At 55.5% G+C, this 24,786-nt stretch carries 23 protein-coding genes; 7 read left to right on the plus strand and 16 right to left on the minus strand.

Annotated features, from left to right (window positions below):
• Positions 1 to 28: 28 nt before the first annotated feature.
• From creC to creA, 3 genes are read right to left on the minus strand one after another with little or no spacing between them, the layout of a single operon-like run.
• Complete coding sequence (gene creC, locus J4614_RS07695; protein ID WP_208293124.1) at positions 29 to 1,453, minus strand: two-component system sensor histidine kinase CreC; 1,425 nt, start codon at positions 1,451 to 1,453, stop codon at positions 29 to 31.
• A complete protein-coding gene (gene creB, locus J4614_RS07700) occupies positions 1,453 to 2,142 on the minus strand; it encodes a two-component system response regulator CreB (RefSeq protein WP_023245570.1) in 690 nt (229 codons plus the stop codon). The genes creC and creB overlap by 1 nt, the downstream gene beginning before the upstream one ends.
• A gap of 12 nt (positions 2,143 to 2,154) precedes the next feature.
• The gene (creA, locus tag J4614_RS07705) at positions 2,155 to 2,628 is read right to left on the minus strand and encodes a protein CreA (RefSeq protein ID WP_000875812.1); all 474 of its coding nucleotides are present in this window, start codon (positions 2,626 to 2,628) and stop codon (positions 2,155 to 2,157) included.
• Positions 2,629 to 2,839: 211 nt separating this feature from the next.
• Between creA and robA the strand changes: the two genes are divergently transcribed.
• Positions 2,840 to 3,709 (plus strand): MDR efflux pump AcrAB transcriptional activator RobA, encoded by an 870-nt coding sequence (gene robA, locus J4614_RS07710; protein ID WP_000371685.1) that lies wholly within the window; start codon positions 2,840 to 2,842, stop codon positions 3,707 to 3,709.
• Here the strand turns inward: robA and gpmB are convergent.
• On the minus strand, positions 3,706 to 4,353 hold the full coding sequence (gene gpmB, locus J4614_RS07715; RefSeq protein WP_000942363.1) for a 2,3-diphosphoglycerate-dependent phosphoglycerate mutase GpmB: 648 nt from the start codon (positions 4,351 to 4,353) through the stop codon (positions 3,706 to 3,708). The genes robA and gpmB overlap by 4 nt on opposite strands.
• A gap of 48 nt (positions 4,354 to 4,401) precedes the next feature.
• Here gpmB and yjjX point away from each other — a divergent pair, with 48 nt between their 5' ends.
• On the plus strand, positions 4,402 to 4,917 hold the full coding sequence (gene yjjX, locus J4614_RS07720) for an inosine/xanthosine triphosphatase (protein WP_000554308.1): 516 nt from the start codon (positions 4,402 to 4,404) through the stop codon (positions 4,915 to 4,917).
• Between the two features lie 101 nt (positions 4,918 to 5,018).
• Here yjjX and trpR read toward each other — a convergent pair whose 3' ends face one another.
• On the minus strand, positions 5,019 to 5,345 hold the full coding sequence (gene trpR / locus J4614_RS07725; protein WP_000192003.1) for a trp operon repressor: 327 nt from the start codon (positions 5,343 to 5,345) through the stop codon (positions 5,019 to 5,021).
• 57 nt (positions 5,346 to 5,402) lie between these two features.
• A complete protein-coding gene (sltY, locus tag J4614_RS07730) occupies positions 5,403 to 7,340 on the minus strand; it encodes a murein transglycosylase (protein ID WP_000373272.1) in 1,938 nt (645 codons plus the stop codon).
• A 208-nt stretch (positions 7,341 to 7,548) separates the two neighbouring features.
• Between sltY and ettA the strand changes: the two genes are divergently transcribed.
• Positions 7,549 to 9,216 carry an energy-dependent translational throttle protein EttA gene (ettA, locus tag J4614_RS07735; RefSeq protein WP_000046773.1) on the plus strand — a complete coding sequence of 556 codons (1,668 nt, stop codon included), beginning with the start codon at positions 7,549 to 7,551 and terminating at the stop codon, positions 9,214 to 9,216.
• Positions 9,217 to 9,333: 117 nt separating this feature from the next.
• On the opposite strand, the gene nadR is transcribed toward ettA, so the two are convergent.
• The 3 genes from nadR to serB all read right to left on the minus strand — a co-directional run bounded on the left by nadR (position 9,334) and on the right by serB (position 13,151).
• Positions 9,334 to 10,566 (minus strand): multifunctional transcriptional regulator/nicotinamide-nucleotide adenylyltransferase/ribosylnicotinamide kinase NadR, encoded by a 1,233-nt coding sequence (gene nadR / locus J4614_RS07740; RefSeq protein ID WP_000093829.1) that lies wholly within the window; start codon positions 10,564 to 10,566, stop codon positions 9,334 to 9,336.
• Positions 10,567 to 10,716: 150 nt separating this feature from the next.
• Entirely contained in the window at positions 10,717 to 12,099 is a 1,383-nt protein-coding gene (gene radA / locus J4614_RS07745; protein ID WP_001029710.1) for a DNA repair protein RadA, read from the minus strand.
• Between the two features lie 83 nt (positions 12,100 to 12,182).
• The gene (serB, locus tag J4614_RS07750; protein WP_001132983.1) at positions 12,183 to 13,151 is read right to left on the minus strand and encodes a phosphoserine phosphatase; all 969 of its coding nucleotides are present in this window, start codon (positions 13,149 to 13,151) and stop codon (positions 12,183 to 12,185) included.
• A 116-nt stretch (positions 13,152 to 13,267) separates the two neighbouring features.
• Between serB and J4614_RS07755 the strand changes: the two genes are divergently transcribed.
• Positions 13,268 to 13,912, plus strand: coding sequence for a YtjB family periplasmic protein (locus J4614_RS07755; RefSeq protein WP_000090067.1), 645 nt, complete (start codon positions 13,268 to 13,270; stop codon positions 13,910 to 13,912).
• Between the two features lie 33 nt (positions 13,913 to 13,945).
• On the plus strand, positions 13,946 to 14,962 hold the full coding sequence (lplA, locus tag J4614_RS07760) for a lipoate--protein ligase LplA (protein WP_208293125.1): 1,017 nt from the start codon (positions 13,946 to 13,948) through the stop codon (positions 14,960 to 14,962).
• 84 nt (positions 14,963 to 15,046) lie between these two features.
• On the opposite strand, the gene J4614_RS07765 is transcribed toward lplA, so the two are convergent.
• The 5 genes from J4614_RS07765 to deoC all read right to left on the minus strand — a co-directional run bounded on the left by J4614_RS07765 (position 15,047) and on the right by deoC (position 20,174).
• Positions 15,047 to 15,538: a transposase gene (locus J4614_RS07765; RefSeq protein WP_000073957.1), complete on the minus strand. Its 492-nt coding sequence runs from the start codon at positions 15,536 to 15,538 to the stop codon at positions 15,047 to 15,049.
• Between the two features lie 206 nt (positions 15,539 to 15,744).
• Positions 15,745 to 16,464 (minus strand): purine-nucleoside phosphorylase, encoded by a 720-nt coding sequence (gene deoD, locus J4614_RS07770; protein WP_000224864.1) that lies wholly within the window; start codon positions 16,462 to 16,464, stop codon positions 15,745 to 15,747.
• A gap of 209 nt (positions 16,465 to 16,673) precedes the next feature.
• On the minus strand, positions 16,674 to 17,897 hold the full coding sequence (deoB, locus tag J4614_RS07775) for a phosphopentomutase (RefSeq protein ID WP_000816459.1): 1,224 nt from the start codon (positions 17,895 to 17,897) through the stop codon (positions 16,674 to 16,676).
• Positions 17,898 to 17,948: 51 nt separating this feature from the next.
• Complete coding sequence (gene deoA, locus J4614_RS07780) at positions 17,949 to 19,271, minus strand: thymidine phosphorylase (protein WP_001647417.1); 1,323 nt, start codon at positions 19,269 to 19,271, stop codon at positions 17,949 to 17,951.
• Positions 19,272 to 19,394: 123 nt separating this feature from the next.
• Positions 19,395 to 20,174, minus strand: a complete 780-nt coding sequence (gene deoC, locus J4614_RS07785; RefSeq protein ID WP_001519713.1) for a deoxyribose-phosphate aldolase — start codon at positions 20,172 to 20,174, stop codon at positions 19,395 to 19,397.
• A gap of 259 nt (positions 20,175 to 20,433) precedes the next feature.
• Here deoC and J4614_RS07790 point away from each other — a divergent pair, with 259 nt between their 5' ends.
• The gene (locus tag J4614_RS07790) at positions 20,434 to 21,984 is read left to right on the plus strand and encodes a YjjI family glycine radical enzyme (RefSeq protein ID WP_001111686.1); all 1,551 of its coding nucleotides are present in this window, start codon (positions 20,434 to 20,436) and stop codon (positions 21,982 to 21,984) included.
• Positions 21,956 to 22,819: a YjjW family glycine radical enzyme activase gene (locus J4614_RS07795; protein WP_001064951.1), complete on the plus strand. Its 864-nt coding sequence runs from the start codon at positions 21,956 to 21,958 to the stop codon at positions 22,817 to 22,819. The genes J4614_RS07790 and J4614_RS07795 overlap by 29 nt, the downstream gene beginning before the upstream one ends.
• 32 nt (positions 22,820 to 22,851) lie before the next feature.
• Here J4614_RS07795 and J4614_RS07800 read toward each other — a convergent pair whose 3' ends face one another.
• Positions 22,852 to 23,625, minus strand: coding sequence for a metal-dependent hydrolase (locus J4614_RS07800; RefSeq protein ID WP_001527541.1), 774 nt, complete (start codon positions 23,623 to 23,625; stop codon positions 22,852 to 22,854).
• The gene (locus tag J4614_RS07805) at positions 23,622 to 24,695 is read right to left on the minus strand and encodes a patatin family protein (protein WP_000531540.1); all 1,074 of its coding nucleotides are present in this window, start codon (positions 24,693 to 24,695) and stop codon (positions 23,622 to 23,624) included. Before J4614_RS07805 ends, J4614_RS07800 begins: the two co-directional genes overlap by 4 nt.
• Between the last annotated feature and the right edge of the window lie 91 nt (positions 24,696 to 24,786).

Below are 24,786 nucleotides of genomic sequence, written 5' to 3' on the forward strand. Positions count from 1 at the left end.
AAGAACGCGATGTGGGGAGAATTTGAAGTTATGTGAAGTGACGGTGAAGTGTCAACGAGGCCAGCACGCCGCCTTCGGGACGGTTGCACAACGTCACCTCACCGTTGAGCAGCCGCGCCGCCTCGCTGACAAACGCCAGTCCAAGCCCGCTGCTTTTACGCCCGTTTTCGCGGGGCAACGAATAGAATCGGTCGAAAATGCGCGGCAGCGCAAAATCAGGAATACCACAGCCGGAATCCGTCACCTGCAGGATCGCTTTCTCTCCCATCGGCTGAGCGCTTAATGTGATAACGCCATTTTCAGGCGTAAAGTCGATGGCATTGTCCAACACATTGCCCAGCGCCTGCGCCAGAAGCTCCGCGTCGGCGACGACAACCAGCGAGGAAGGCCGTAGAGTAAGCGTGATCTTTTTTGCCGCCAACTGAATACTGCGCGCCTCGCTAAGCTGCGTAAATAGTTCATCAACAGCAACCGGCGCGAGAGGGATATCCTGTCGGTTTTCCAGCCGCGCCTGGCGCAGCAGGGTTTCTACCAGCGCCTGCATTCGCGTATTTTGCGCCAGTATATTCTCTGTAAAGCGGGTAACCACATCCGCGGGCGGTCCTTCACGCAGAATCTCCGCCGCGCCGCGTATCGCCGCCAGTGGACTTTTCAGCTCATGAGTCAACGCATACACGTACTGCTCAATGTCATTCTTGCCTTCCAGCTTAATGCGCATACTCTCCAGCGCCTGCGCCAGTTTACGCAGCTCGCTGCTGCCTAATGCAGGTAACGCAAGCGGGCGGTTTTCGGTGACAGAATCCGCATAGCGCGTCAACCGGGCGATGGAGCGGTTAATCCACCAGACCATCCCCGCGCCAATCGCCAGCGCAATTCCCAGTAAAACGGCGCTGGCCCACAGAATGCGCCGTTCGCTGCGCTTAATCACCGGCGCCATTGCCGCATTCGGTTTACCGACAGTCAGGACGCCGATAATCCGTCCATCGCTGATTATCGGCGCGGCTACGTACATCACGGTGCTATTGGGATCGGCAGCATCTTTTGCCGTGCTGCGGGCGCCATACTGTCCGTGCAGCGTAAGCCAGACGTCATTCCAACGAGAATAATCCTGCCCCACCGCTCTGTTTTCCGAATCAAACAACACCTTACCCTGCGCATCCGTCATGTAGACATGGTATTCATTGCGCACTTTGACGATCCCGCTGATATTGGCGCGAAACGGGCGATGTTGCAGTTGGGCGAATGCCTTCGCCAACTGGCCGTTAGTCGGGTTGCCGGAAAGGAGATCGTCGCGGGCCAGCGCCGCCAGCAGCGTCGCGGTGTCAATCAGCGTCCCTTCCGTCGCGCGGCGGACACCCGGCTTTATCTCCTGAACAAAGATAGACAGCACAAACACGGCGGCGACGGCGACAATAAGAAAGTAGCCCAGTAGCAAACGCATTCCGATGCGCATCAGACGCTCCTCAGGCTGTATCCCATTCCACGATGCGTGTTAATTGGCGAGAGATCCGGGTTGATCGCGCGTAGCTTAGCGCGCAGGGTTTTGATGTGTGTATCGACCGTCCGATCGAAGGTCTCCTGGGCATCAGACCAGACAATATCCATCAATTGCTGGCGCGAGTACACGCGCTCCGGCGACAGCAGCAGGGTTTTAAGGAGCAGAAACTCATAACGCGTCAGCGAGAGCGGCGTACCAAACCAGGCGATCTGCGCCGCCGGTTCATTGAGTTCAAAATGTCCGGTACGCACCACCGGCGACGGCGCAGCAAACTTTTTCACCCGGCGCAGCAGCGTGCGCACGCGGGCGCTCACTTCGCGCGGCGAGAACGGCTTGGCGACATAATCATCTGCGCCGATCTCCAGACCAAGCAATCGATCCACTTCATCGCTACGGGCAGTCAGGAAAAGAATCGGCAGCGCAGGATGGCGTTCCAGCAACTGCCGACACAGCTCAAAGCCGCTGATATCCGGTAGTCCCACATCGAGAATCACCGCATCTGGCCGTTGCTGACGCGATTTTTCCAGCGCGGGCAGCCCGCGAGCGAATAGCTCAACGGTAAACCCTTCCAGTTGCAGGGTGTAGATGAGCGTATCGGCGATTCCCTGTTCATCCTCGACTAACCAGACCTGCGGTTGCTGCATACTCTTTCCCTGTTATTGTCGCCACGGCATGACCGGCACCGCGCTGATGGCGTTCTTCGGCGACCCGTCGACTACTTTGTCGGAGTAGGCCAGATACGCCAGCGTGTTGCGTTTCTCATCATAGAAACGCACGACCTGCAATGACTTAAATATCAATGAGGTGCGTTTTTTGAAAACCACCTCTCCCTGCGCCTTGCCGCTCTTAATTTTGTCGCTCAGTTCAATAGGCCCGACCTGCTGGCAAGAGATGGCGGCGTCAGACGTATCTTCCGCCAGCCCCAATCCGCCTTTTATGCCACCCGTTTTCGCCCGGCTAACATAGCACGTCACGTTTTTGACATCAGGATCGTCAAAAGCTTCTACCACGATTTTATGGTCAGGACCGAACATTTTAAATACCGTATCGACTGAACCAATTTGTTCCGCGCGGGCGCTCTGCCCCAGCAGCAACAAAATTGAGAAAAGTACTAAGCTCTTGTATTTCATATTGTTACCATTCATAAAAGTTACATTGCGTAATTATTAGACATTCTAAAATAAAATGGTTATAGATCACAGGATTAGAATAATTACGTGTCACGTTGCCTAAAAAAAGCATTTAAGCTCAAAAAAAACACTGAATGCTAAAAGAACAAAAAATGCTATTATCCTCTTACCTGATATCGGGTGCTCGTTGTTGAAAGGATGGGGATATTTTATGGATCAGGCTGGCATAATTCGCGACCTGTTAATCTGGCTGGAAGGTCATCTGGATCAGCCGCTGTCACTTGACAATGTGGCGGCAAAAGCAGGCTATTCCAAGTGGCACCTGCAGAGAATGTTTAAGGACGTGACGGGCCACGCCATTGGCGCTTACATCCGCGCCCGTCGTTTATCGAAATCAGCAGTGGCGCTGCGTTTGACCGCGCGTCCAATTCTGGATATTGCTCTTCAGTACCGCTTCGATTCTCAGCAAACCTTTACGCGCGCCTTTAAGAAACAGTTTTCCCAGACGCCAGCGCTGTATCGTCGCTCCTCGGAATGGAGCGCCTTTGGCATTCGCCCGCCATTACGGCTGGGCGAGTTTACCGTGCCGGAACATCAGTTCGTTACGCTGGAAGATACGCCGCTCCTTGGCGTCACGCAGAGCTATTCCTGCTCGCTGGAACAGATTTCCGACTTCCGCCACGAAATGCGCGTGCAATTCTGGCATGATTTCCTCGGTCATTCGCCAACTATTCCGCCAGTGCTTTATGGGCTTAATGAAACGCGCCCCAGCATGGAGAAAGACGATGAGCAGGAAGTATTCTATACCACCGCACTGCCGCAAGAGCAGGCCGATGGCTATGTTCAGTCGGCGCATCCCGTGCTGTTGCAGGGCGGTGAATACGTCATGTTCACCTATGAAGGGTTAGGAACCGGCGTGCAGGATTTTATCCTGACCGTTTACGGCACCTGTATGCCAATGCTGAATCTGACCCGTCGTAAAGGACAGGATATAGAGCGATACTACCCGTCAGAAGATACCAAAACCGGCGATCGCCCTATCAACCTGCGCTGCGAATTTCTGATCCCGATTCGTCGTTAACGCTGTAGCTCATCCAATGCAGGGGCGTCCAGATGCGAAACGTCCCCTGCGGTTTCTACCACCCACCCAGACGCCAGCCACTGACTTTCCTGGTAATCGATGCGGGAAATAGAGCAGTTGCGCAAACGTAACCGGCGTTCCGCCCAGGCGGGTAGTCCCAGTATAGTACTGACCAGACAGCCCAACGCGATACCGTGACTGACCAATAAAGGTCGGCTGCCCTGCGGTAGCTCCAGACAGGACGCCAGCGCGGCATGAACGCGATCGCTCAACTCCTGCATTGATTCCCCACCGGGAATGCGGCCATCCTGCGTGCCGTTGACTAACTGACGACGCCAGCCCTCTTCTTCTTCCGTCAGCGAATCGATCTGGCGCTTTTCCAGCACGCCCATATCCAGCTCGCGCAGGCGGGAGTCAAAGGTGATATCACACCCGCACGCCTGGGCGATAATCTCCGCCGTGCGTTTTGTGCGGCCTAAATCGCTGCTGATGATATGGGTGATGCCGAGGCTGCGGGCGCGTTCTCCTACCTGCATGGCCTGCTGCTCGCCTTTTGCTGTCAGGGGACTGTCCGATTGGCCCTGAATACGTCGCTCGGCGTTCCACTGCGTTTCACCGTGGCGAACAAGGTATACCTGTAACATGTTTTTTTTCCGTTATACTGCGATAAATTTTTAAAACTGAGCTTAATTATGCACCAGGTTATCTCTGCGACCACCAATCCTGCCAAAATTCAGGCAATTCTACAGGCATTTGAAGAGATTTTCGGCGAAGGATCGTGCCATATTACGCCCGTCGCCGTCGAGAGCGGCGTACCGGAGCAGCCCTTCGGAAGCGAGGAAACGCGTGCTGGCGCACGAAATCGCGTGGATAATGCGCGACGCCTGCATCCACAAGCTGATTTCTGGGTAGCCATTGAAGCCGGAATTGACGATGACGCCACCTTCAGTTGGGTGGTGATTGATAACGGCGTTCAGCGCGGTGAAGCGCGATCGGCCACGCTGCCGCTGCCCGCCGTCATTCTCGACAGAGTCCACCAGGGGGAAGCGCTTGGCCCGGTGATGTCGCAGTACACAGGTATTGACGAGATTGGTCGCAAAGAGGGCGCCATTGGCGTATTTACCGCCGGAAAATTAACGCGCTCCAGCGTTTACTACCAGGCGGTGATCCTGGCGTTAAGCCCGTTTCATAACGCGGTGTATCGATAATTATTTGCGCTATGTTGTAGGCCTGATAAGCACAGCGCCATCAGGCATTTCGCGGCGATGTCGCCGGATGGCCGCTTCGCCTTATCCGGCCTACGAGCAAATCAGGCGTTTTTCAGCAGTACATTCTCAAGCCAATGACGCAGTTCAACCGGCGCGGATTTCAGGCTGTTTGACCCGCGCGTGATGGTGGCGATGCCCGCCCCCAGCTCGGTTTTCAACTCGCGCTGGCTCATTTCGCCACGCAGCAACTCCTCAATAATGCGCACGCGCGTTCCCAGCGCTTCACGCTCGTCCGGCGTAAGCATCAGTTGTAATAAAGGCAGATGCAGATCCTCTGCATATGCCTGACGGAGTAACTCCACAAAACGAAGCCACTCCTGATTACGTTGTTCGGCGATAGCCGATGAATAAGGGGAATGCTGGGTCATGTTATACCGCCGTTTGTACTGTTACACGAGTACAAATGATAACATAACCCGTCTGCATTAATACCGCCGCTGCCACTCAGAGTCGCTCATTAAGGCCTCTTTCTGCCCCATAAAGTGGCGATAGTAAGCGTCATAGGCCAGAACGTTTTTCACGTAGCCGCGCGTTTCCGAAAAGGGAATGCTTTCGACAAACGCTACGGCATCGATACGCCCGGCGCTATTGCCAAGCCAGGTGCGCACGCGTCCCGGCCCGGCGTTATACGCCGCCGAGGCGAAAATACGGTTATTACCAAACTGCTGATAGACATACTGCAAATAGCTGGTGCCAATGTTGATGTTGGTCTCCGGCTCCAGCAGTTGACCGGGGCCGCGGTAGTCCGGAATCGAAAACATTTTCACCGTATGGGTGGCCGTTCCCGGCATAATCTGCATTAAGCCGCTGGCCCCTACCGGCGATTTTACTTTCGGGTTCCAGGCGCTCTCCTGGCGGGCAATCGCCATGGCATAGCTTTGTGAGATATCTTTTCCGCGGGTATAGCGGGTAAAAAGATCGTTATACGCCAGCGGGAAACGCTCCTCCAGATGATCCCACAGTTTTCCGGCGATCGTCGCCTGTACGCTCAGATCCCACCAGTGCTGGTTAAACGCATAGCGCGCCAGCTGCGCCTGTTCAGATTTACTACGGCTTTTTACCAGATTCGCCCATTCGCTGCGCGCCGTGTTATCCAGGTTCCAGTACATCAGCTCCCGTACACGCGCCATCTCAGGCCCCTGCGTCAACGCGCTGTTTACGTTGGCGGGCGCTTTATCGATTTTAAGCGTGTACTCTTCGCCTAAACGCTGCGCCGCGACCATCGGATAAAAACCGCGCTTCTGCATTAAAGCATGAAGGATCTCTTTCGCTTCGGCGTCACGACCGCGCTCCAGCAATAAATCCGCCTGCCAGTAACGCCACTCGTCTTTCTCTTTCGCCTCCATTGGCAGTCGGGCAAGCCAGGTATTGAGACCGCGACGATCGCCCATCCCCAGCGCCATACGCACGCGCCGCTCGATAAGCGACGTCGATTGCGAGCGCATAATCGCGTCATCGCGCCATTTCGCCTGCGCATCGGTCACATCGTTGCCCATCAGTCGCCAGGCAACGATATCGCGCAGCGCCTGCGTTTGTTCCTCATTAAGTTTCTGCGCCTGTACCAGCGAGGGGATCATCAGACGCGCATTTTCCGCGTCCTGGCGGGCGACGCTGGCAAACGCGACTTCCGCCATCTGGCGGGTAAAATCGGTGGCGCCGGTGGTGCGTGCGAAGGTCAACACGTTATTAGGGTCATTAGCCAGGGTAATGATCGCTGAGGCGATCGTTTGATATTCCGCCGGCATCTGTCCGGCCAGCACCGTAACCAACCCCGTATTCCCGGCTTTCATCGCCAGCCGAATACGTTCCAGATACGCCAGCGGGTCTTGCTTGCCGGAGGCCCGCCAAACGCTGAAAAGTTTATCGCAGGCATTCGGCTGACTTTTGCCGGTCAGCCAAAGGTCTTTCGCGCCCTGCCAGGCCGCTTCCGTTTGCCCGGTACTCCATTTCGCGTAGTAATAGTTACATTGCGCTTCCGTGGTGCCGGGTTTCTCCGGGCTAAACGCCAGCAAGCCGCGCCAGTCTTCACGACGCGCCAGCTCATTGACGAAGCGTGATTGCAGCGTACGCGCAGGCGGAAGCGTAGGATTGGCGCGCACAAACTGCGTGACAGCAATCGCCGGTTGGTTCATCAAATCGTCGGTGATCTTACGGTATTCCAGATACGGGTAGAGCGGATAATCTTTCAGACCCGGCATCATCTGCTCTACCACATCCATCTGGCGGTTGTCCCAGGCCTGCTTAATCTGCGCATAGCGGTTACGCTGCTCTTCCAGTGAGTCGGCCCGCGCGAGGTGACAAAAGGTCAGCAGGCATACGCTGGCGGCGACGAGACGCCAGACAAATGGTTTGGCTCTATCCACAAGCACTTCCTCAATTGTTATCCAATGCAGCATCATGCCGCGTAATGAATTTATGCTAACCAGTCATAGCCATTTGCGCCACGTTACGGACACTTTTTTACTTTTATTGCGAGTGCGATCTGCTGGCTGGGCTTAGGCAGGGAAAAAGGCTACACTTCGCCTTTGACATCTATTCACCATCACGATAAACATAGAGGCGAAGTCCAACGTGGCTCAATTCGTTTATACCATGCATCGTGTCGGCAAAGTGGTTCCGCCGAAACGTCATATTCTGAAAAACATCTCGCTGAGCTTCTTCCCTGGCGCCAAAATCGGCGTGCTGGGCCTTAACGGCGCCGGTAAGTCTACCCTGCTGCGCATCATGGCGGGTCTCGATAAAGATATCGAGGGCGAAGCGCGCCCGCAGCCCGGCATTAAGATTGGCTACCTGCCGCAGGAACCTCAGCTAAACCCGGAACACACGGTACGCGAGTCGATTGAAGAGGCCGTTTCGGAAGTGGTTAACGCCCTCAAACGTCTGGATGAAGTGTACGCGCTGTACGCCGATCCGGATGCCGACTTCGACAAGCTGGCCGCAGAGCAAGGCCGGCTTGAAGAGATTATCCAGGCGCACGACGGTCATAACCTGAACGTGCAGCTTGAGCGCGCAGCTGACGCCCTGCGTCTGCCGGACTGGGATGCCAAAGTCGAAAAACTGTCCGGCGGCGAGCGCCGTCGCGTGGCGCTGTGCCGTCTGTTGCTGGAAAAGCCGGATATGCTGCTGCTCGACGAACCCACCAACCACCTGGATGCCGAATCTGTTGCATGGCTGGAACGTTTCCTGCACGACTTCGAAGGCACGGTCGTGGCGATTACCCACGACCGTTACTTCCTCGATAACGTCGCCGGTTGGATTCTGGAACTTGACCGCGGCGAAGGTATTCCGTGGGAAGGCAACTACTCCTCCTGGCTGGAGCAGAAAGATCAGCGTCTGGCGCAGGAAGCGTCTCAGGAAGCAGCTCGCCGTAAATCCATTGAGAAAGAGCTGGAGTGGGTGCGTCAGGGCGCGAAAGGCCGTCAGTCGAAAGGTAAGGCGCGTCTGGCTCGCTTTGAAGAACTGAACAGCGTTGAGTATCAGAAACGTAACGAAACCAACGAACTGTTTATTCCACCAGGACCGCGTCTGGGCGACAAAGTCATTGAAGTCAGCAACCTGCGTAAATCCTACGGCGACCGCGTACTGATCGATGACCTGAGCTTCTCGGTGCCGAAAGGCGCTATCGTCGGGATCATCGGGCCAAACGGCGCGGGTAAATCGACCCTGTTCCGCATGATGTCCGGTCAGGAGCAGCCTGATAGCGGCACCATTACGCTGGGTGAAACCGTCAAGCTGGCCTCGGTCGATCAGTTCCGCGACGCGATGGACAACAGCAAAACCGTCTGGGAAGAAGTGTCCGGCGGGCTGGATATCATGAAGATCGGCAACACTGAAATGCCAAGCCGCGCCTATGTAGGCCGCTTCAACTTCAAAGGCGTCGATCAGGGCAAACGCGTTGGCGAACTGTCCGGCGGTGAGCGCGGTCGTTTGCACCTGGCGAAGCTGCTGCAGGTGGGCGGCAACGTCCTGCTGCTCGACGAACCGACGAACGACCTGGATATCGAAACCCTGCGCGCGCTGGAAAACGCCCTGCTGGAGTTCCCTGGCTGCGCGATGGTTATCTCGCACGACCGTTGGTTCCTTGACCGTATCGCCACCCACATTCTGGATTATCAGGATGAAGGTAAGGTGGAATTCTTCGAAGGTAACTTTACCGAATACGAAGAGTACAAGAAACGCACGCTGGGCGCCGAGGCGCTGGAGCCGAAGCGTATCAAGTACAAGCGTATTGCCAAATAAATGTCTGAATGCCGGGTGGCGCTTGCGCTTACCCGGCCTACAAACCCAGCGATTCCAGTACGTTGTGAAACTGTAGGCCTGATAAGACGCGGTAAGCGTCGCATCAGGCATTGGTTCTTATCCCTGCTCGCCCATCATCTCTTTCACCAGTTCCACACAGCGCAAAAAGCGGCCATCGTAATCAGCCTCTTTAACGTGAACGAACTCAATGTTGTTCTCTTTCAGCATCTCGACCAGCAGGTTCTGGAACGCTTTGCGATCCACTGAACTGCCCAGACTTCGCAGTCCGTCAGCTACCCACGGCGTATTATTCTCCAGCAAAATCACCAGGTCGAAGCGATACTCGTCGATCAGCGCCTGGACAAAGGGATGCTCGCGCCCTTCGTATTTTTTGCAAAATGCCTGGGTGGTGACGAAATCGGTATCGATAAACGCCACTTTATTCGCATATTTCACTGCAAAATCAATATATTGTGCATGACCCAGCGCGATTTTATCGTAATCGGAATACTGTAACGCCATCTCATCGCCGCCCAGATGCGAAAAGACATAGTCGCGGCCATATTCCCAGGCGCTGGTGGTATTAAAAATATTGGCGAGCTTATTGACCAGCGTAGACTTGCCGCTTGATTCCCCGCCCAGTATAGCGACGGTACGCACGAAAAACGGCTTCACTTCGGTAGGAATATATTCCCAGTAACGAAACGGATTTTCGCGGATTTGCGCCCCGCTGATATTCATAAACGTGCGTTCAGGATCGACCAGCACCGTCTCAATCCCTAAATGCTCAAGATACTGCGGCGCATCAGCCTCTTCGGAAGTGTAGATCCAGCTCGGCTGTATTCCCTTCTCTGCCATAAACGCTTTAATGCCGTTGCTCCAGACGTCCCAGCCATGCGGATAAGGCTCCATCCCCTCTTCATTAAAGGCGTGGATGCGAATATTTTTTTGGTATTTGAAGGTTTGCAATAACCAGCGCAGGCGATCCGACACGGTGGGCTGCTGCGACATGGCGCTATCCTCAAACAGCCCGCGGTCGCGCGTATCGTCATATCCCATAATGATGTGCAGCTCATCCACCTGGCTACAGGCCCGCTGGATCAAGTAGATGTGTCCGGTATGCAATGGATAAAATTTACCGAACACCACGCCAATGTTTTTCTGTCGGCGGGGAAACTCCAGCCCGAGAAAACGGTGTAGCGCCTCCAGTTTTTGCGCGCTGGGGCTTTTGATTTTGGCGTTAAGTAACTGACTCAGATACCCCTTGGTCATACCGCTGGCGTCAGCCACCTGTTGCAGAGTGCAACCTTGCTGCTTAATCGCGGTTTTGAGATAGTCGAACGATGACACAAGAGCCTCCTGCTGGAAAAATCGCATAACACTGCCTGATGGCGCTTCGCTTATCAGGCCTACAACATCAATCCGTATCAATCCGTAGGCCGGATAAGACGCATTGCATCGCCATCCGGCAAATTATACAACATCGCTGCATACAGCGAATTATAAGTCGTCAAACACGCTTAACGCATCTGCGAGCTTTTTAACACCGAACACCTGCATTCCTTCCGGCGGCTTTTTCGGTACGTTGGCGGCAGGCACAATCGCCCGACGAAAACCGTGTTTCGCCGCCTCGGAAATACGCTCCTGCCCGCTCGGCACCGGACGAATCTCGCCTGCCAGCCCCACTTCGCCAAACACCACCAGATCCTGCGGCAACGGCCTATCACGCAGGCTGGAGACCATCGCCAGCAGTAAAGCCAGATCCGCGCTGGTTTCGGTGACTTTCACGCCGCCGACCACGTTGACGAAGACGTCCTGATCCGACATTTGCAGACCGCCGTGTCGGTGCAGCACCGCCAGCAGGATTGCCAGACGGTTTTGTTCCAGACCGACCGCCACGCGCCTGGGGTTCGCCATCATCGAGTGATCGACCAGCGCCTGAATCTCCACCAGCAACGGTCGCGTACCTTCCCAGACGACCATCACTGAACTGCCGGAAGTGACCTCATCGCCACGGCTTAAAAAGATGGCGGACGGATTGCTCACTTCGCGCAACCCCTGTTCGGTCATGGCGAAGACGCCCAGCTCATTGACTGCGCCAAAGCGGTTTTTGTGGCTGCGCAGCGTGCGGAAACGAGAATCGGCGTCGCCGTCGAGCAATACTGAGCAATCGATACAGTGTTCCAGCACTTTCGGCCCCGCCAGCGACCCGTCTTTGGTGACGTGGCCGACCATCACGATCGCCACGCCGCGCGTTTTGGCGAAGCGCGTCAGGTAGGCTGCCGTTTCGCGGACCTGAGCGACACTGCCCGGCGACGACTGGATGTCCGCCATATGCATCACCTGTATGGAGTCGATCACCATCAGTTTCGGCTGTTCTTCTTCGGCAATCAGGCAAATTTGTTCGATGCTGGTTTCCGACAGCATATTCAGATTCGCCGTCGGCAGGCCAAGCCGATGCGCGCGCATCGCCACCTGCTGTAGCGACTCTTCGCCGGTGACGTACAGCGTTTTCATCTGCTCGGCAAGCTTGCACAGCGTTTGCAGCAGCAACGTTGATTTGCCCGCGCCGGGGTTACCGCCAATCAAAATGGCGCTGCCGGGTACCACCCCGCCGCCCAGCACGCGGTCAAACTCTTTAAAACCGGTAGAAAAGCGCGGCAGTTCCTCAAGACTGATGTCAGACAGTTTCTGCACTTTTGATACGCCCGCACTGCCGGCGTATCCGCTCAGACGTTCGTTACGCGCCACCGTCGGCGATGCGGCAAGGCGCACCTCGGTAATGGTGTTCCAGGCATGGCAGGCGCTGCATTGCCCCTGCCAGCGCGGGTAATCGGCACCACATTCATTACAAACAAAGGCGCGTTTTGGAGCTTTTGCCACGTTTTACCTCTTTCGTTAACGCTGTTGCCGGATGGCGCTGACGCTTATCCGGCCTACGGTCGCCTTGCCATTGGGCAGGTTAATCATTTCTGGTTCATGCTGCCGGAGAGAATGCAAAACACGCCCATCAGGTCAGCGTGGCGGATCGTAATCTCCGTCTTTTCGTTTACTTTTGGCTTGGCATGGAAGGCAATACCTAACCCTGCCGCTTTGATCATTGGCAGATCGTTAGCGCCGTCGCCAATCGCCACCGTCTGCGCCAGCGGGATATCATGCTCTTGCGCCAGACGAAGCAAGGTATTGGCTTTATACTCAGCATCCACAATATCGCCGATAACGTGACCGGTAAATTTACCGTCCATGATCTCCAGCTCATTGGCGACCGCCGCCGTCAGACGTAGCTGGTCACGCAGATAGTCGGCGAAGAAAGTGAAGCCGCCGGAGGCGATAGCGATTTTCCAGCCAAGCGCTTCCAGTTTTAGCACCAACTGCGTTAATCCTGGCATTAGCGGCAGATTCCCGCGCACCTGGCGCAAAATATCGGCATCCGCGCCTTTCAGCGTCGCCACGCGGCTGCGCAGGCTGGCGGTAAAATCAAGCTCGCCGCGCATCGCGCGCTCCGTCACTTCAGCCACCTTCTCACCGGTACCAGCCAGCTTAGCGATTTCATCGATACACTCAATCTGGATCGCCGTGGAATCCATATCCATGACCAGCAGCCCCGGCGTGCGCAGATGCGGAATTTTACCCAGCGGCGCGACATCCAGCTGCGCCTCATGCGCCAGCCGCGTCGCACGCGGCGTCAGCGACCCCGCCAGACGAATGACCTGATAATCCTCCACGCACCAGGCGGCGACAATCACCATTGCGGCGCCCAGTTTGGTCTGATATTGAGTTAAACGCTGCTTATCCAGCCCGCGCCCATACAGCAGCCAACCGCTGCGGCCTGCATGGTAATCCAGAGGCATCACCTCGTCGCCGCTTAAAGAAAGAGGCAAACCAGGCCATAAAGAGACATCTTCAGGCAGATCGCACCAGGTAATGTTAGGCATTAAAGCTCCTGTAAATCGTTCAGGCCGGTAACCGCCCCGCGGAAAATAACGCATGAGGCTACCTTGTAACCATCGCTTCTGGCAACATTAAGCCTCAAATTTTCAGCAGGTGGAATATGGCTCGCGCAAAACTGAAATTTCGGCTGCATCGTGCAGTCATTGTATTGTTCTGTCTCACACTGCTCGTCGCGCTCATGCAGGGCGCGTCCTGGTTTAGTCAAAACCACCAGCGACAGCGCAATCCGCAGCTGGAAGAGCTGGCCCGCACGCTGGCGCGCCAGGTGACGCTCAACATCGCCCCGCTGATGCGCAGCGAAACACCGGATGAAAATCGCATCAATGCCGTGCTGCGTCAGCTCACGCAAGAGAGCCGTATTCTGGATGCCGGCGTCTATGATGAACAGGGCGATCTTATTACTCGCGCTGGCGAAAGCGTCAACGTGCGCGACAGGCTGGCGCTGGATGGCAAAAAAGCGGGCAGCTATTTTAACCAACAAATTGTCGAGCCTATCCAGGGCAAAAACGGCCCCTTGGGCTACCTGCGTCTGACGCTGGATACCCACACGCTGGCCACCGAAGCAAAGCAGGTCGATAACACCACCAACATTCTACGCCTGATGCTGCTACTCTCGCTGGCGATAGGCGTGGTGCTGACGCGCACCTTGCTACAAGGTAAACGCACCCGCTGGCAGCAGTCCCCCTTCCTGTTAACGGCCAGCAAGCCTGTTCCGGAAGAGGAAGAGCGTGAGGAAAAAGAGTAAAATGACGGCTTAATAAAGGTAAGGAAAACCACCATGACTACATTACGCCTGCTTATTTCTGACTCTTACGATCCCTGGTTTAACCTGGCGGTCGAGGAGTGCATTTTCCGCCAGATGCCCGCCACCCAGCGCGTGCTGTTCCTGTGGCGCAACGCGGATACGGTGGTCATTGGACGCGCGCAAAACCCGTGGAAAGAGTGTAATACGCGGCGTATGGAAGAAGATAACGTCCGTCTGGCCCGCCGTAGCAGCGGCGGCGGCGCGGTATTCCATGACCTCGGTAATACCTGTTTTACCTTTATGGCCGGTAAACCGGAATACGATAAAACCATCTCCACCCATATTGTGCTCGCGGCGCTGAATTCACTGGGGGTCATGGCCGATGCTTCGGGACGCAACGATCTGGTCGTAAAAACGCCGGACGGCGATCGCAAAGTCTCCGGTTCAGCCTATCGCGAAACCAAAGATCGCGGTTTCCATCACGGTACGCTGCTATTGAACGCCGACCTCAGCCGTCTGGCGAACTATCTGAATCCCGATAAAAAGAAACTTGCGGCGAAAGGGATTACCTCCGTTCGCTCCCGCGTGGCTAATCTTACCGAGCTATTACCGGGTATCACCCATCAACAGGTCTGCCAGGCGGTCACGGAAGCCTTTTTCGCTCATTACGGCGAACGTGTCGACGCGGAAGTGATTTCACCGGATAAAACGCCGGATCTGCCGAATTTTGCCGAAACCTTTGCGCGCCAGAGCAGTTGGGAGTGGAATTTCGGCCAGGCACCGGCGTTCAGCCATCTGCTGGACGAACGCTTCACCTGGGGCGGCGTCGAGCTGCATTTTGACGTCGAGAAAGGTCATATCACCCGTGCGCAGGTGTTTACCGATAGCCTGAACCCGGCACCGCTGGAAGCGCTGGCGGGGCGACTGCAAGGGTGTTTGTACCGCGCGGATAAACTACAGGAAACGTGCGAAGCGCTGATAGCGACGTTTCCGGAACAGGAGAGTGAGTTGCGGGAACTGGCGAGTTGGGTCGCAGGGGCCGTGCGTTAAAGAATTGCCGGATGGCAGCTACGCCTTATCCGGCCTACAAATGAGTGCTTTCTGTAGGCCGGATAAGCAACGCGCCATCCGGCATTACCGCCACTCACCAGCGTCAAGATCCCTCACCTCCCCCGCCCAATAAACCGGGTAAACGCCATTGCGAACATCACGATGAAAGGTCGAAAACGGCCAGTCCTGCACCCGCCTTACCCAACCGTGCTTCACGGGGTTGAAGTAGAGGTAATCGGCATGTCGGCGAAAATCCTTTTCGTCGCGAATCGCGTGCTCCCAGAATCGTGGCTGCCACACGTCATGGCGCATTATCGATTTGGTAAATAACTTTTTAAGCTCCCGCCAGCGAGATGAAAAGTCACAATCGTTCTCAGGAAGCGTCCAGATGCAATGCAGATGCTCAGGCAACACGACAAAAGCATCAATTTGAAAAGGCTTCGTATTTTTCACTCGGCGAATAGCAGAGCGTAATTCCGCAATCTGGCGGACAAGTAAATCACTTTTCCGGTTTTTCAGATTAACCGTGAAAAACCAGGTGCCACCGTTAATGTAATAACGACGATAGTTCGACATTTTGTTCATTCCTTAAACAAAATCCAAACGTAACGGGTTAATAGCAAAAGGCAATGCGGAGAGGGTAATTCGGGAATGAGGCCCGCAGTATAAACAGCAGATTGCCGGATGGCGGCTACGCCTTATCCAGCCTACAAGTCGATCCGGTAACAACCGCAGGCCGTTGTAGGCCCGGTAAGCGAAGCGCCACCGGGCACAGCACAATCTTACTCTTTATCGCCCAGCAGCACAGATTCCAGCGCGATTTTGATCATATCGTTGAAGGTCGTCTGACGTTCAGCGGCAGTGGTCTGCTCGTGGGTACGGATGTGGTCGGACACGGTGCAGATAGTCAGCGCTTTCGCGCCAAACTCAGCCGCAACGCCGTAGATGCCCGCCGCTTCCATCTCTACGCCCAGTACGCCGTATTTTTCCATCACGTCGAACATTTCGCCGTCCGGAGAGTAGAACAGGTCAGCGGAGAACAGGTTGCCTACGCGCGCGTCTACGCCCAGCGCTTTTGCCGCGTCAACCGCGTTACGTACCATGTCGAAGTCAGCGATAGCCGCGAAGTCATGATCTTTAAAACGGATACGGTTCACTTTGGAGTCGGTGCAGGCACCCATACCGATCACCACGTCGCGCAGTTTGACGTCCATGCGCACAGCGCCGCATGAGCCGACGCGAATGATTTTCTTCACGCCGAAATCGGTGATCAGCTCTTTGGTGTAGATGGAGCAGGATGGGATACCCATACCGTGGCCCATCACGGAGATCTTACGGCCTTTGTAAGTCCCGGTGAAACCTAACATGCCGCGAACGTTGTTCACTTCGCGGACATCTTCGAGGAAAGTCTCAGCAATGTGCTTCGCACGCAGCGGGTCGCCCGGCATCAATACGACGTCAGCGAAATCACCCATTTCTGCATTAATATGTGGAGTTGCCATCTTCAGTTCCCTTTAAATTTGTTGTTATTGCCTGATGGCGGCTACGCCTTATCAGGCCTACAAAACGTGTGCAAAAACAGTGGAATACCCTAAGGATTTCGCGTTGTAGGAAGGCGACGAATTCGTGAATCCCCGGGAGCATAGATGAACTATGTGACCGGGGTGAGCGAATGAAGTCAACGCATCTACAGCGCGAAAGACAATGGGTATCACAGCATGTTTTTACCGTAGTCCATCGGCGATGTACCAAAGTAGGTCGCCAGCGTCTGGCCGATATCCGCGAAGGTTTCACGGTGACCTAAAGAGCCCGGTTTGACTTTCGGACCGTAGATCAGCACCGGAATGTGCTCACGGGTATGGTCAGTACCGGTCCAGCTCGGGTCACAGCCGTGGTCAGCGGTCAGGATCAGAATGTCATCTTCACCCACCAGCTCCATCAGCTCCGGCAGACGGCGGTCAAACAGCTCCAGACCTGCGGCGTAGCCCGCGATGTCGCGACGGTGGCCCCAGGAAGAGTCGAAGTCAACAAAGTTGGTGAAGACGATGGTTTTATCGCCCGCTTCTTTCATCTCTTTGAGGGTCGCGTCGAACAGCGCGTCCAGACCGGTCGCTTTCACTTTCTTAGTGATGCCGCAGTTGGCGTAGATGTCGGCAATCTTACCGACGGACACCACGTGGCCCTGTTTTTCATCGACCAGTTTCTGCAGCACGGTCGGCGCTGGCGGTTCTACGGCCAGGTCGTGACGGTTGCCGGTACGCTGGAAGTTACCGGCCTTGTCGCCGATAAACGGACGCGCGATCACGCGGCCAATGTTGTAGCCGCCTTCGGTCAGCTCTTCACGGGCGATTTCGCATAGCTCGTAGAGTTTATCCAGGCCAAAGGTCTCTTCGTGGCAGGCAATCTGGAACACGGAGTCAGCGGAGGTGTAGAAAATCGGCTTGCCGGTTTTCATGTGCTCTTCGCCGAGCTGGTCCAGAATAACGGTGCCGGAAGAGTGGCAGTTACCGAGATAGCCCGGCAGGTTGGCGCGTTTCACCAGCTTATCCAGCAGTTCCTGCGGGAAGCTGTTTTCGTGGTCGCTGAAGTAACCCCAGTCGAACAGCACCGGCACGCCAGCGATTTCCCAGTGGCCTGACGGCGTATCTTTGCCGGAGGACAGTTCGTGCGCCCATGCGTATGCGCCAATAACGTCCGCGTTGCCGTCCATACCGGCGGCAATTTTACCGGTAGAGCCTTCATGCGCTTTCACCAGCCCCAGACGAGTCAGGTTAGGCAGATTCAACGGGCCCTTACGGCCATTGTCAGCTTCGCCATTGGCGCAAGCTTCTGCGATGTGGCCCAGAGTGTCGGAACCTACGTCGCCAAAACGATCCGCGTCTTCAGTAGCGCCGATGCCGAATGAGTCCAGCACCATAATAAATGCACGTTTCATATCTTCTCCGTACTTAGTGCTTCAAAAATAATTGATCAGATCAGTATACAACTATTCAGTAATTCGACGATAGACCGAAGGTGTGCTTGCTGGCGCTTTATCGTCAAGGATAATTGCCGCTTTGACGGCCTTCGCCGCTTCCTGCCAACTGGCTTCGTCTTTGGCATGAACCACCGCCAGCGGGCGCTGCCCGTCGATGCTGTCGCCCAGACGGGCCATGTCGGTAAAGCCAACGCTGTAATCAATGGTGTCAGACGCCTGACGACGGCCACCGCCCATCGAGACGACCGCCATCCCCAGCGCACGCGTATCCATTGCGCTGATAAACCCTTCGGTATCAGCATATACCGCTTTGCTCAACATGGCGGTCGGCAGGTATTTATCGTAGTTCTCAACGAAATCGCTCGGCCCTTTCTGCGCGGCCACCATACGACCAAAGACTTCTGCCGCTTTACCGTTATCCAGCACCGCCTGCAGTTTGGCACGCGCTTCGGCGTCGTCTTTCGCCAGCTGGCCGGAGATCAGCATCTCCACGCATAGCGCCATGGTAACGTCAAACAAGCGCGGATTGCGGTATTCACCGGTCAGGAACTGCACGGCTTCACGCACTTCCACCGCGTTACCGGCGCTTGAAGCCAGCACCTGGTTCATATCGGTTAACAACGCCGTAGTGCGAACTCCCGCGCCGTTTGCCACGCCGACAATCGCTTCAGCAAGGGCTTCAGAAAGTTCATAGGTTGGCATAAACGCGCCGCTGCCGACTTTTACGTCCATTACCAGCGCATCCAGCCCTTCGGCCAGTTTCTTGGCGAGGATGGAACCAGTGATCAGCGGAATAGAGTCCACCGTCGCGGTAATGTCGCGGGTGGCGTAAAAACGTTTGTCCGCCGGTGCAAGCGAGCTGGTTTGCCCAATAATCGCCACACCCACGTCTTGAATAATTTCGCGGAAACGGTTGTCGTCCGGGAAGATATCAAAGCCCGGGATCGCTTCCAGTTTATCGAGCGTACCGCCGGTATGTCCGAGGCCACGACCGGAGATCATCGGCACATAACCGCCGCAGGCCGCTACCATTGGCCCCAGCATCAGAGACGTCACGTCCCCTACGCCGCCGGTCGAATGCTTATCGACAATCGGGCCATTGAGATTCAGGCTTTTCCAGTCAAGGACAGTACCGGAATCCCGCATCGCCATGGTCAGCGAAACACGCTCCGGCATGGTCATATCGTGGAAGAAGATGGTCATCGCCAGGGCGGCAATCTGCCCTTCAGAGATAGTATTGTCACGAATACCATTGATAAAGAAACGAATTTCTTCGTCACTCAACGCATGACCATCACGCTTTTTACGAATAATTTCTTGTGCGAGAAACACGGTACCCTCCTGAGGGAAAAGAGTAGAAGGCTTACATCGCCGGATGGCGGTTAACGCCTTATCCGGCCTACAGGCCTGGATTTGTAGGCCGGATAAGCGCAGCGCCATCCGGCAAATCAGAGCTTAGTAGCTGCTGGCGCTCTTACCGTCGCCGTGACCCAGCGCTTTCAGCAGGCTTGCCAGCAGGCTGGATGCGCCAAAGCGGTAGTGACGAGAATCTGCCCAGTCAGCGCCAAACAGTTCGTCTGCAATCGCGAGGAATTTCTGCGCGTCTTCCGCCGTACGTACGCCGCCCGCCGGTTTGAAGCCAACGGTTTTGGAAACGCCCATGTCGCGGATCACTTCCATCATGATGCGCGCGCTTTCCGGCGTAGCGTTTACCGGCACTTTACCGGTAGAGGTTTTGATGAAATCCGCACCGGCTTTAATGGAGATTTCAGAGGCTTTACGAATCAGCGCCTCTTCTTTCAGCTCGCCGGTTTCGATAATCACTTTCAGCAATACGTTCGCTGCGGCACAAGCGTCTTTACAGGCTTTTACCAGGTCAAAACCCACCTGCTCGTTACCGGCGATCAACGCACGGTACGGGAATACCACGTCCACTTCGTCAGCGCCGTAGGCGATCGCCGCACGGGTTTCCGCCAGCGCAATATCGATGTCATCATTGCCATGCGGGAAGTTAGTCACCGTTGCAATGCGGATGTCCGGCGTACCTTGTTCTTTCAGAGTCTTACGCGCAATCGGGATAAAACGCGGGTAAATACAAATCGCCGCCGTATTCCCGACCGGGGTTTTTGCCTGATGACACAACGCGATCACTTTTTCATTGGTGTCGTCATCGTTCAGAGTGGTCAGATCCATCAGTTTGAGCGCACGCAGGCTGCTTGCTTTTAAATCAGTCATGACATTCTCCAACGGCATTGCCGTATAAAATTTCACCTTGCGAGTCTGTTAATATTCTAACATTCACTCGCGATTACACTTCGATATACATCACAGTTAATGAAAACTACGTACAAATTTGCATTACTGTAATGAGATCTGAATCAAATTATCCCGCCGTCACCGTCTGTTCTTCGAGCGATAAGCGCATCAGGATCAAAGTCGGTTTGCCGCCATTTTCTACAATAGCGCATCGTCCCGGCATAAAGAGGAAACGAAGATGCCTGCCTCATGCGAAACTGCGCTCCAGCAGCGTTGCCAGCAAATTGTGACCAGCCCGGTGCTCACGCCTGAACAAAAACGCCATTTTCTGGCGCTGGAAGCTGAAAACGCCCTGCCTTATCCCACCCTGCCGGAAGATGCCCGCCAGGCGCTGGATGAAGGCGTCATTTGCGATATGTTTGAGGGGCACGCCCCCTTCAAACCGCGCTACGTGTTGCCCGATTACGCCCGATTTCTGGCTAACGGTTCACAGTGGCTGGAACTGGAAGGCGCGAAAGATCTGGATGATGCGTTATCCCTACTCACCATTCTGTATCATCACGTACCTTCCGTGACGTCCATGCCGGTTTATCTCGGCCAGCTTGATGCGTTGCTGCAACCGTATGTTAGAATTCTAACACAAGATGCGATCGATATTCGAATAAAACGTTTCTGGCGTTATCTCGACAGAACGCTGCCAGACGCCTTTATGCATGCCAATATTGGCCCTGCCGATACGCCTGTCACACGAGCGATTTTGCGCGCTGATGCCGAGCTAAAGCAGGTGGCGCCTAACCTGACGTTTATCTACGATGCGGAAATTACGCCGGACGATCTGCTGCTGGAAGTCGCCAAAAACATTTGCGAATGCAGTAAGCCACACATTTCCAACGGCCCTGTAAATGATAAAATTTTCACAAAAGGCCATTATGGCATCGTCAGTTGTTATAACTCGCTACCGCTTGGCGGCGGCGGCAGTACGCTGGTACGTCTCAACCTGAAAGCCGTGGCAGAACGCAGTACGTCTGTCGATGACTTCTTTTCACGTACGCTACCGCACTACTGCCGACAGCAGATCGCCATCATTAATTCACGATGTGAATTCCTCTATGAAAAGTCACATTTCTTTGAGAATAGCTTTCTTGTACAGGAAGGTTTGATCGATCCCGAACGTTTTGCGCCGATGTTCGGTATGTACGGGCTGGCGGAAGCCGTGAATCTGCTGTGCGAAAACGCGGGCCTGAACGCCCGTTACGGCAAGAATGAAACGGCGAACGAGCTGGGCTACCGTATCAGCGCCCAACTGGCGGATTTCGTCGAAAATACGCCAGTGAAGTATGGCTGGAAGCAACGGGCGCTGCTCCATGCCCAGTCTGGCATAAGTTCCGATATCGGCACTACGCCGGGCGCGCGTCTGCCGTATGGCGATGAACCGGACCCTATCACCCATTTGCAAACCGTCGCACCGCACCATGCCTTTTATCATGCCGGGATCAGCGACATTCTGACGCTGGACGAAACCATCAAGCGTAATCCGCAGGCGTTGGTCCAGCTTTGTCTTGGCGCGTTCAAAGCCGGGATGCGGGAATTTACCGCCAATGTCAGCGGCAACGATCTGGTGCGCGTCACCGGTTATATGGTGCGCCTGTCGGATCTGGCGAAATTTCGCGCCGAAGGCTCGCGCACGAATACCACCTGGCTGGGAGAAGAAGCCGCACGTAATACCCGCATCCTGGAACGACAGCCACGCGTAGTCAGCCATGAACAACAGATGCGCTTTAGTCAGTAAGATCATTGCGTTTTCCTGCGTCGATGGGCCAGGCAGCCGCCTGGCATTATTCTTACAGGGCTGCAATTTGCGCTGTAAGAATTGCCATAACCCGTGGACGATGGGACGCTGTAACGACTGCGGGGAATGCGTATCGCAGTGTCCGCATCACGCCCTCAGCGTTGATGGCGGGAAAGTGGTATGGCGGTCGGACGTCTGCGAGCAGTGCGATACCTGCCTGAAAATGTGCCCACAGCGGGCAACGCCAATGGCGCAAACCATGAGCGTTGACGATGTGCTGCGTCATATTCGTAAAGCATCGCTGTTTATTGAAGGTATTACCGTCAGCGGCGGAGAGGCGACCACGCAATTACCGTTTATTGTGGCGCTATTTACGGCGATCAAAGCCGATCCGCAGTTACAACGGCTGACCTGTCTGGTGGACAGTAATGGTCAGTTAAGCGAGACCGGCTGGCAAAAACTACTGCCGGTTTGCGACGGCGTAATGCTCGATCTGAAAGCCTGGAAGAGCGAGTGTCATCACCGTCTGACCGGACGTGATAACACGCATATTAAGCGCAGTATCCGCTTTCTTGCTGCGCGGGGAAAACTGGCGGAGCTGCGGTTGCTGGTTATCCCGGGTCAGGTGGACTATGCGGCGCATATCGATTCACTGGCAGCGTTTATTACTTCGCTGGGCGAGGTTCCGGTGCGTTTGAATGCCTTTCATGCGCATGGCGTCTATGGCGAAGCGAAAGCCTGGCCAGGCGCGACGCCGCAAGAGGTGGAACAGCTGGCTGACGGATTGCGCGCGCGTGGGGTGGCGAAACTGATTTTGCCGGCGCTATATTTGTAAGCGTCACCTACCGGACAGCGGCTGCGATGCCCTCAGAGCCAAAACAAGGTAATGGTATTGCGATACAGCGTATCGGCTATCACCTCTGCGGGCTCCGGACGTAATTCGCAGAGCGCATCAAATACTCGCGCCGCCTGCTCCGGGCGATTCGGCTGCCCCTGAAACCCCTTTAGCGGCATATCCGGCGCATCGGTCTCCAGCAACAGCGCGTCCAGCGGCAACCGCGCCATAACATCACGGGTTTTACTGGCGCGCGGGTAGGTGATGGTGCCGCCGACGCCGATTTTATAGCCCAGTCGCACAAAGCGTTCGGCCTGTTGCAGACTGCCGGCAAAACCATGCACCACACCGGTTCGCGGCAGATCCTGGCGCTTTAAGTGCATCGCCAGTTTGTCATGCGTACGCCGCGAGTGCAGGATCACCGGCAGATCGTAGCGTTTTGCCAGTTGCAGCTGCGCGTCTAAAAATCGCTCTTGCCTGGCGAACTGCGGGTCGTCGCGATAAAGATCGAGACCGATCTCGCCTACCGCCACGACGTTCTGTTGTTGCGCCAGCGCCTGTTGCAGCTTATCAGGATCGTCATCGGCATGACGCTCAATCACAATGGGGTGCAATCCCAGCGCAGCATAAAGCGACGGGAAACGCGCCGCCAGCGCCAGCACGCGGGAAAAGTGAGCCGCCTCGGTCGCCGGCACGATGATTTTTTCAACGCCCGCCTCACCGGCACGCTGAATACTGGCGCGCTCATCGCCCGTAAAGGGCGGGAAATCAAAATGGCAATGCGTATCAATAAAGCGCCAGCTCACGCCAGATCCTCGTCGGTAAATGTGGTGTCGTTTGCCTGCGGCGCGCTAATGACCTCCGCCACATGCGTATCATTGGCCACCGGCGCCGGAGGCACGACCACCGTTTCCGGCACGGCAATCCGCGACGTATGGCGCAGGAGAGGCGGCGTTGCGGCGAGCAATTTACCAACGGTGGCAAGGAAATAACGCCCGCATAATTGCCCGGTTTTGTAATCCTCACGCAGCGCCGGGATACGGCTGCCCAGCGCCATGCTGTGCAGCGGTTTCGGCGGATAAATTTCAATGATCCGCAGCTTACCCGGCGGCTTTTCAATAAATTGTTGGATCGCGCTGTAGGACGTTTCATGATGCTGCACCAGGTTGACCAACGGCTGTAGACTGCTCTCCCCCAGCCAGCGCTCCATACGCTTAAACCACTGCGGCGTGTAATACATTTGCGAGGGTACGGTGCGGATCACCACAATGGTTTTCGCCCCCCGCTTTGCCGCCTCCTGAACCGGAATGGCGTCGCTAATGCCACCGTCCAGATAGTTGATGCCCTCTAACGTAACGCCGGTACGGTAGAAACCCGGTATGGCGCTGGAGGCGCGAATGATATCAAGCCAGTTTTGTTTTGTCGGCGAGAAATAGCCCGGCGTGTAATCATCCCCCCGGCAGGCGCACATATAAAAGGATTTTCCGCTGTCGAACAGGCGCGCTGCGGTATCCATCTGCAGCGGCATTCGGGCGGCGGTGGATTCCACCAGCCAGTCGAGGTCAATAAGGTTTCCTCCGCGTACAAATCGCAGCGGATCAAAAAATTCGCGCCTGGTGGTATAGCGCATAATGACTTTACGCCCGTAGCCGGGCTGGTTGCAGAGATACGCCGAGAGATTTTGCGCACCGGCTGATGTGCCGAAGTAGAGATGGAAAGGATTAAACTGCGCACGCATAAACTCATCCAGCACGCCTGCGGTAAAGATGCCCCGCTGCCCCCCGCCCTCGCAGACCAGCGCCATACGGCCTGGCCGGAACGGTGTTAATGATAACGGCGCAATATTGCCGAGCGTAACCGGTATTCGCTGGCCCACCTCTGCCTTCCTGTTTTTCATTTTTTTCCAGGCTGACAAGGTAACGCAAAACGTTAACGGCTAAAACCGTAAAAGCCAGTCCGCTGGACTG

It is taken from the genome of Salmonella sp. 32031103-2018-00083-FB-01-SM-01, from assembly GCF_017571995.1.
GTDB lineage: Bacteria > Pseudomonadota > Gammaproteobacteria > Enterobacterales > Enterobacteriaceae > Salmonella > Salmonella enterica.

What these genes read in the sequence shown, in the direction of transcription:
- creC (WP_208293124.1), bottom strand. Translation starts at nt 1,453, where the DNA reads ATGCGCATCGGAATGCGTTTGCTACTGGGCTACTTTCTTATTGTCGCC.
- creB (WP_023245570.1), bottom strand. Translation starts at nt 2,142, where the DNA reads ATGCAGCAACCGCAGGTCTGGTTAGTCGAGGATGAACAGGGAATCGCC.
- creA (WP_000875812.1), bottom strand. Translation starts at nt 2,628, where the DNA reads ATGAAATACAAGAGCTTAGTACTTTTCTCAATTTTGTTGCTGCTGGGG.
- robA (WP_000371685.1), top strand. Translation starts at nt 2,840, where the DNA reads ATGGATCAGGCTGGCATAATTCGCGACCTGTTAATCTGGCTGGAAGGT.
- gpmB (WP_000942363.1), bottom strand. Translation starts at nt 4,353, where the DNA reads ATGTTACAGGTATACCTTGTTCGCCACGGTGAAACGCAGTGGAACGCC.
- yjjX (WP_000554308.1), top strand. Translation starts at nt 4,402, where the DNA reads ATGCACCAGGTTATCTCTGCGACCACCAATCCTGCCAAAATTCAGGCA.
- trpR (WP_000192003.1), bottom strand. Translation starts at nt 5,345, where the DNA reads ATGACCCAGCATTCCCCTTATTCATCGGCTATCGCCGAACAACGTAAT.
- serB (WP_001132983.1), bottom strand. Translation starts at nt 13,151, where the DNA reads ATGCCTAACATTACCTGGTGCGATCTGCCTGAAGATGTCTCTTTATGG.
- J4614_RS07755 (WP_000090067.1), top strand. Translation starts at nt 13,268, where the DNA reads ATGGCTCGCGCAAAACTGAAATTTCGGCTGCATCGTGCAGTCATTGTA.
- lplA (WP_208293125.1), top strand. Translation starts at nt 13,946, where the DNA reads ATGACTACATTACGCCTGCTTATTTCTGACTCTTACGATCCCTGGTTT.
- J4614_RS07765 (WP_000073957.1), bottom strand. Translation starts at nt 15,538, where the DNA reads ATGTCGAACTATCGTCGTTATTACATTAACGGTGGCACCTGGTTTTTC.
- deoD (WP_000224864.1), bottom strand. Translation starts at nt 16,464, where the DNA reads ATGGCAACTCCACATATTAATGCAGAAATGGGTGATTTCGCTGACGTC.
- deoB (WP_000816459.1), bottom strand. Translation starts at nt 17,897, where the DNA reads ATGAAACGTGCATTTATTATGGTGCTGGACTCATTCGGCATCGGCGCT.
- deoC (WP_001519713.1), bottom strand. Translation starts at nt 20,174, where the DNA reads ATGACTGATTTAAAAGCAAGCAGCCTGCGTGCGCTCAAACTGATGGAT.
- J4614_RS07790 (WP_001111686.1), top strand. Translation starts at nt 20,434, where the DNA reads ATGCCTGCCTCATGCGAAACTGCGCTCCAGCAGCGTTGCCAGCAAATT.
- J4614_RS07795 (WP_001064951.1), top strand. Translation starts at nt 21,956, where the DNA reads ATGAACAACAGATGCGCTTTAGTCAGTAAGATCATTGCGTTTTCCTGC.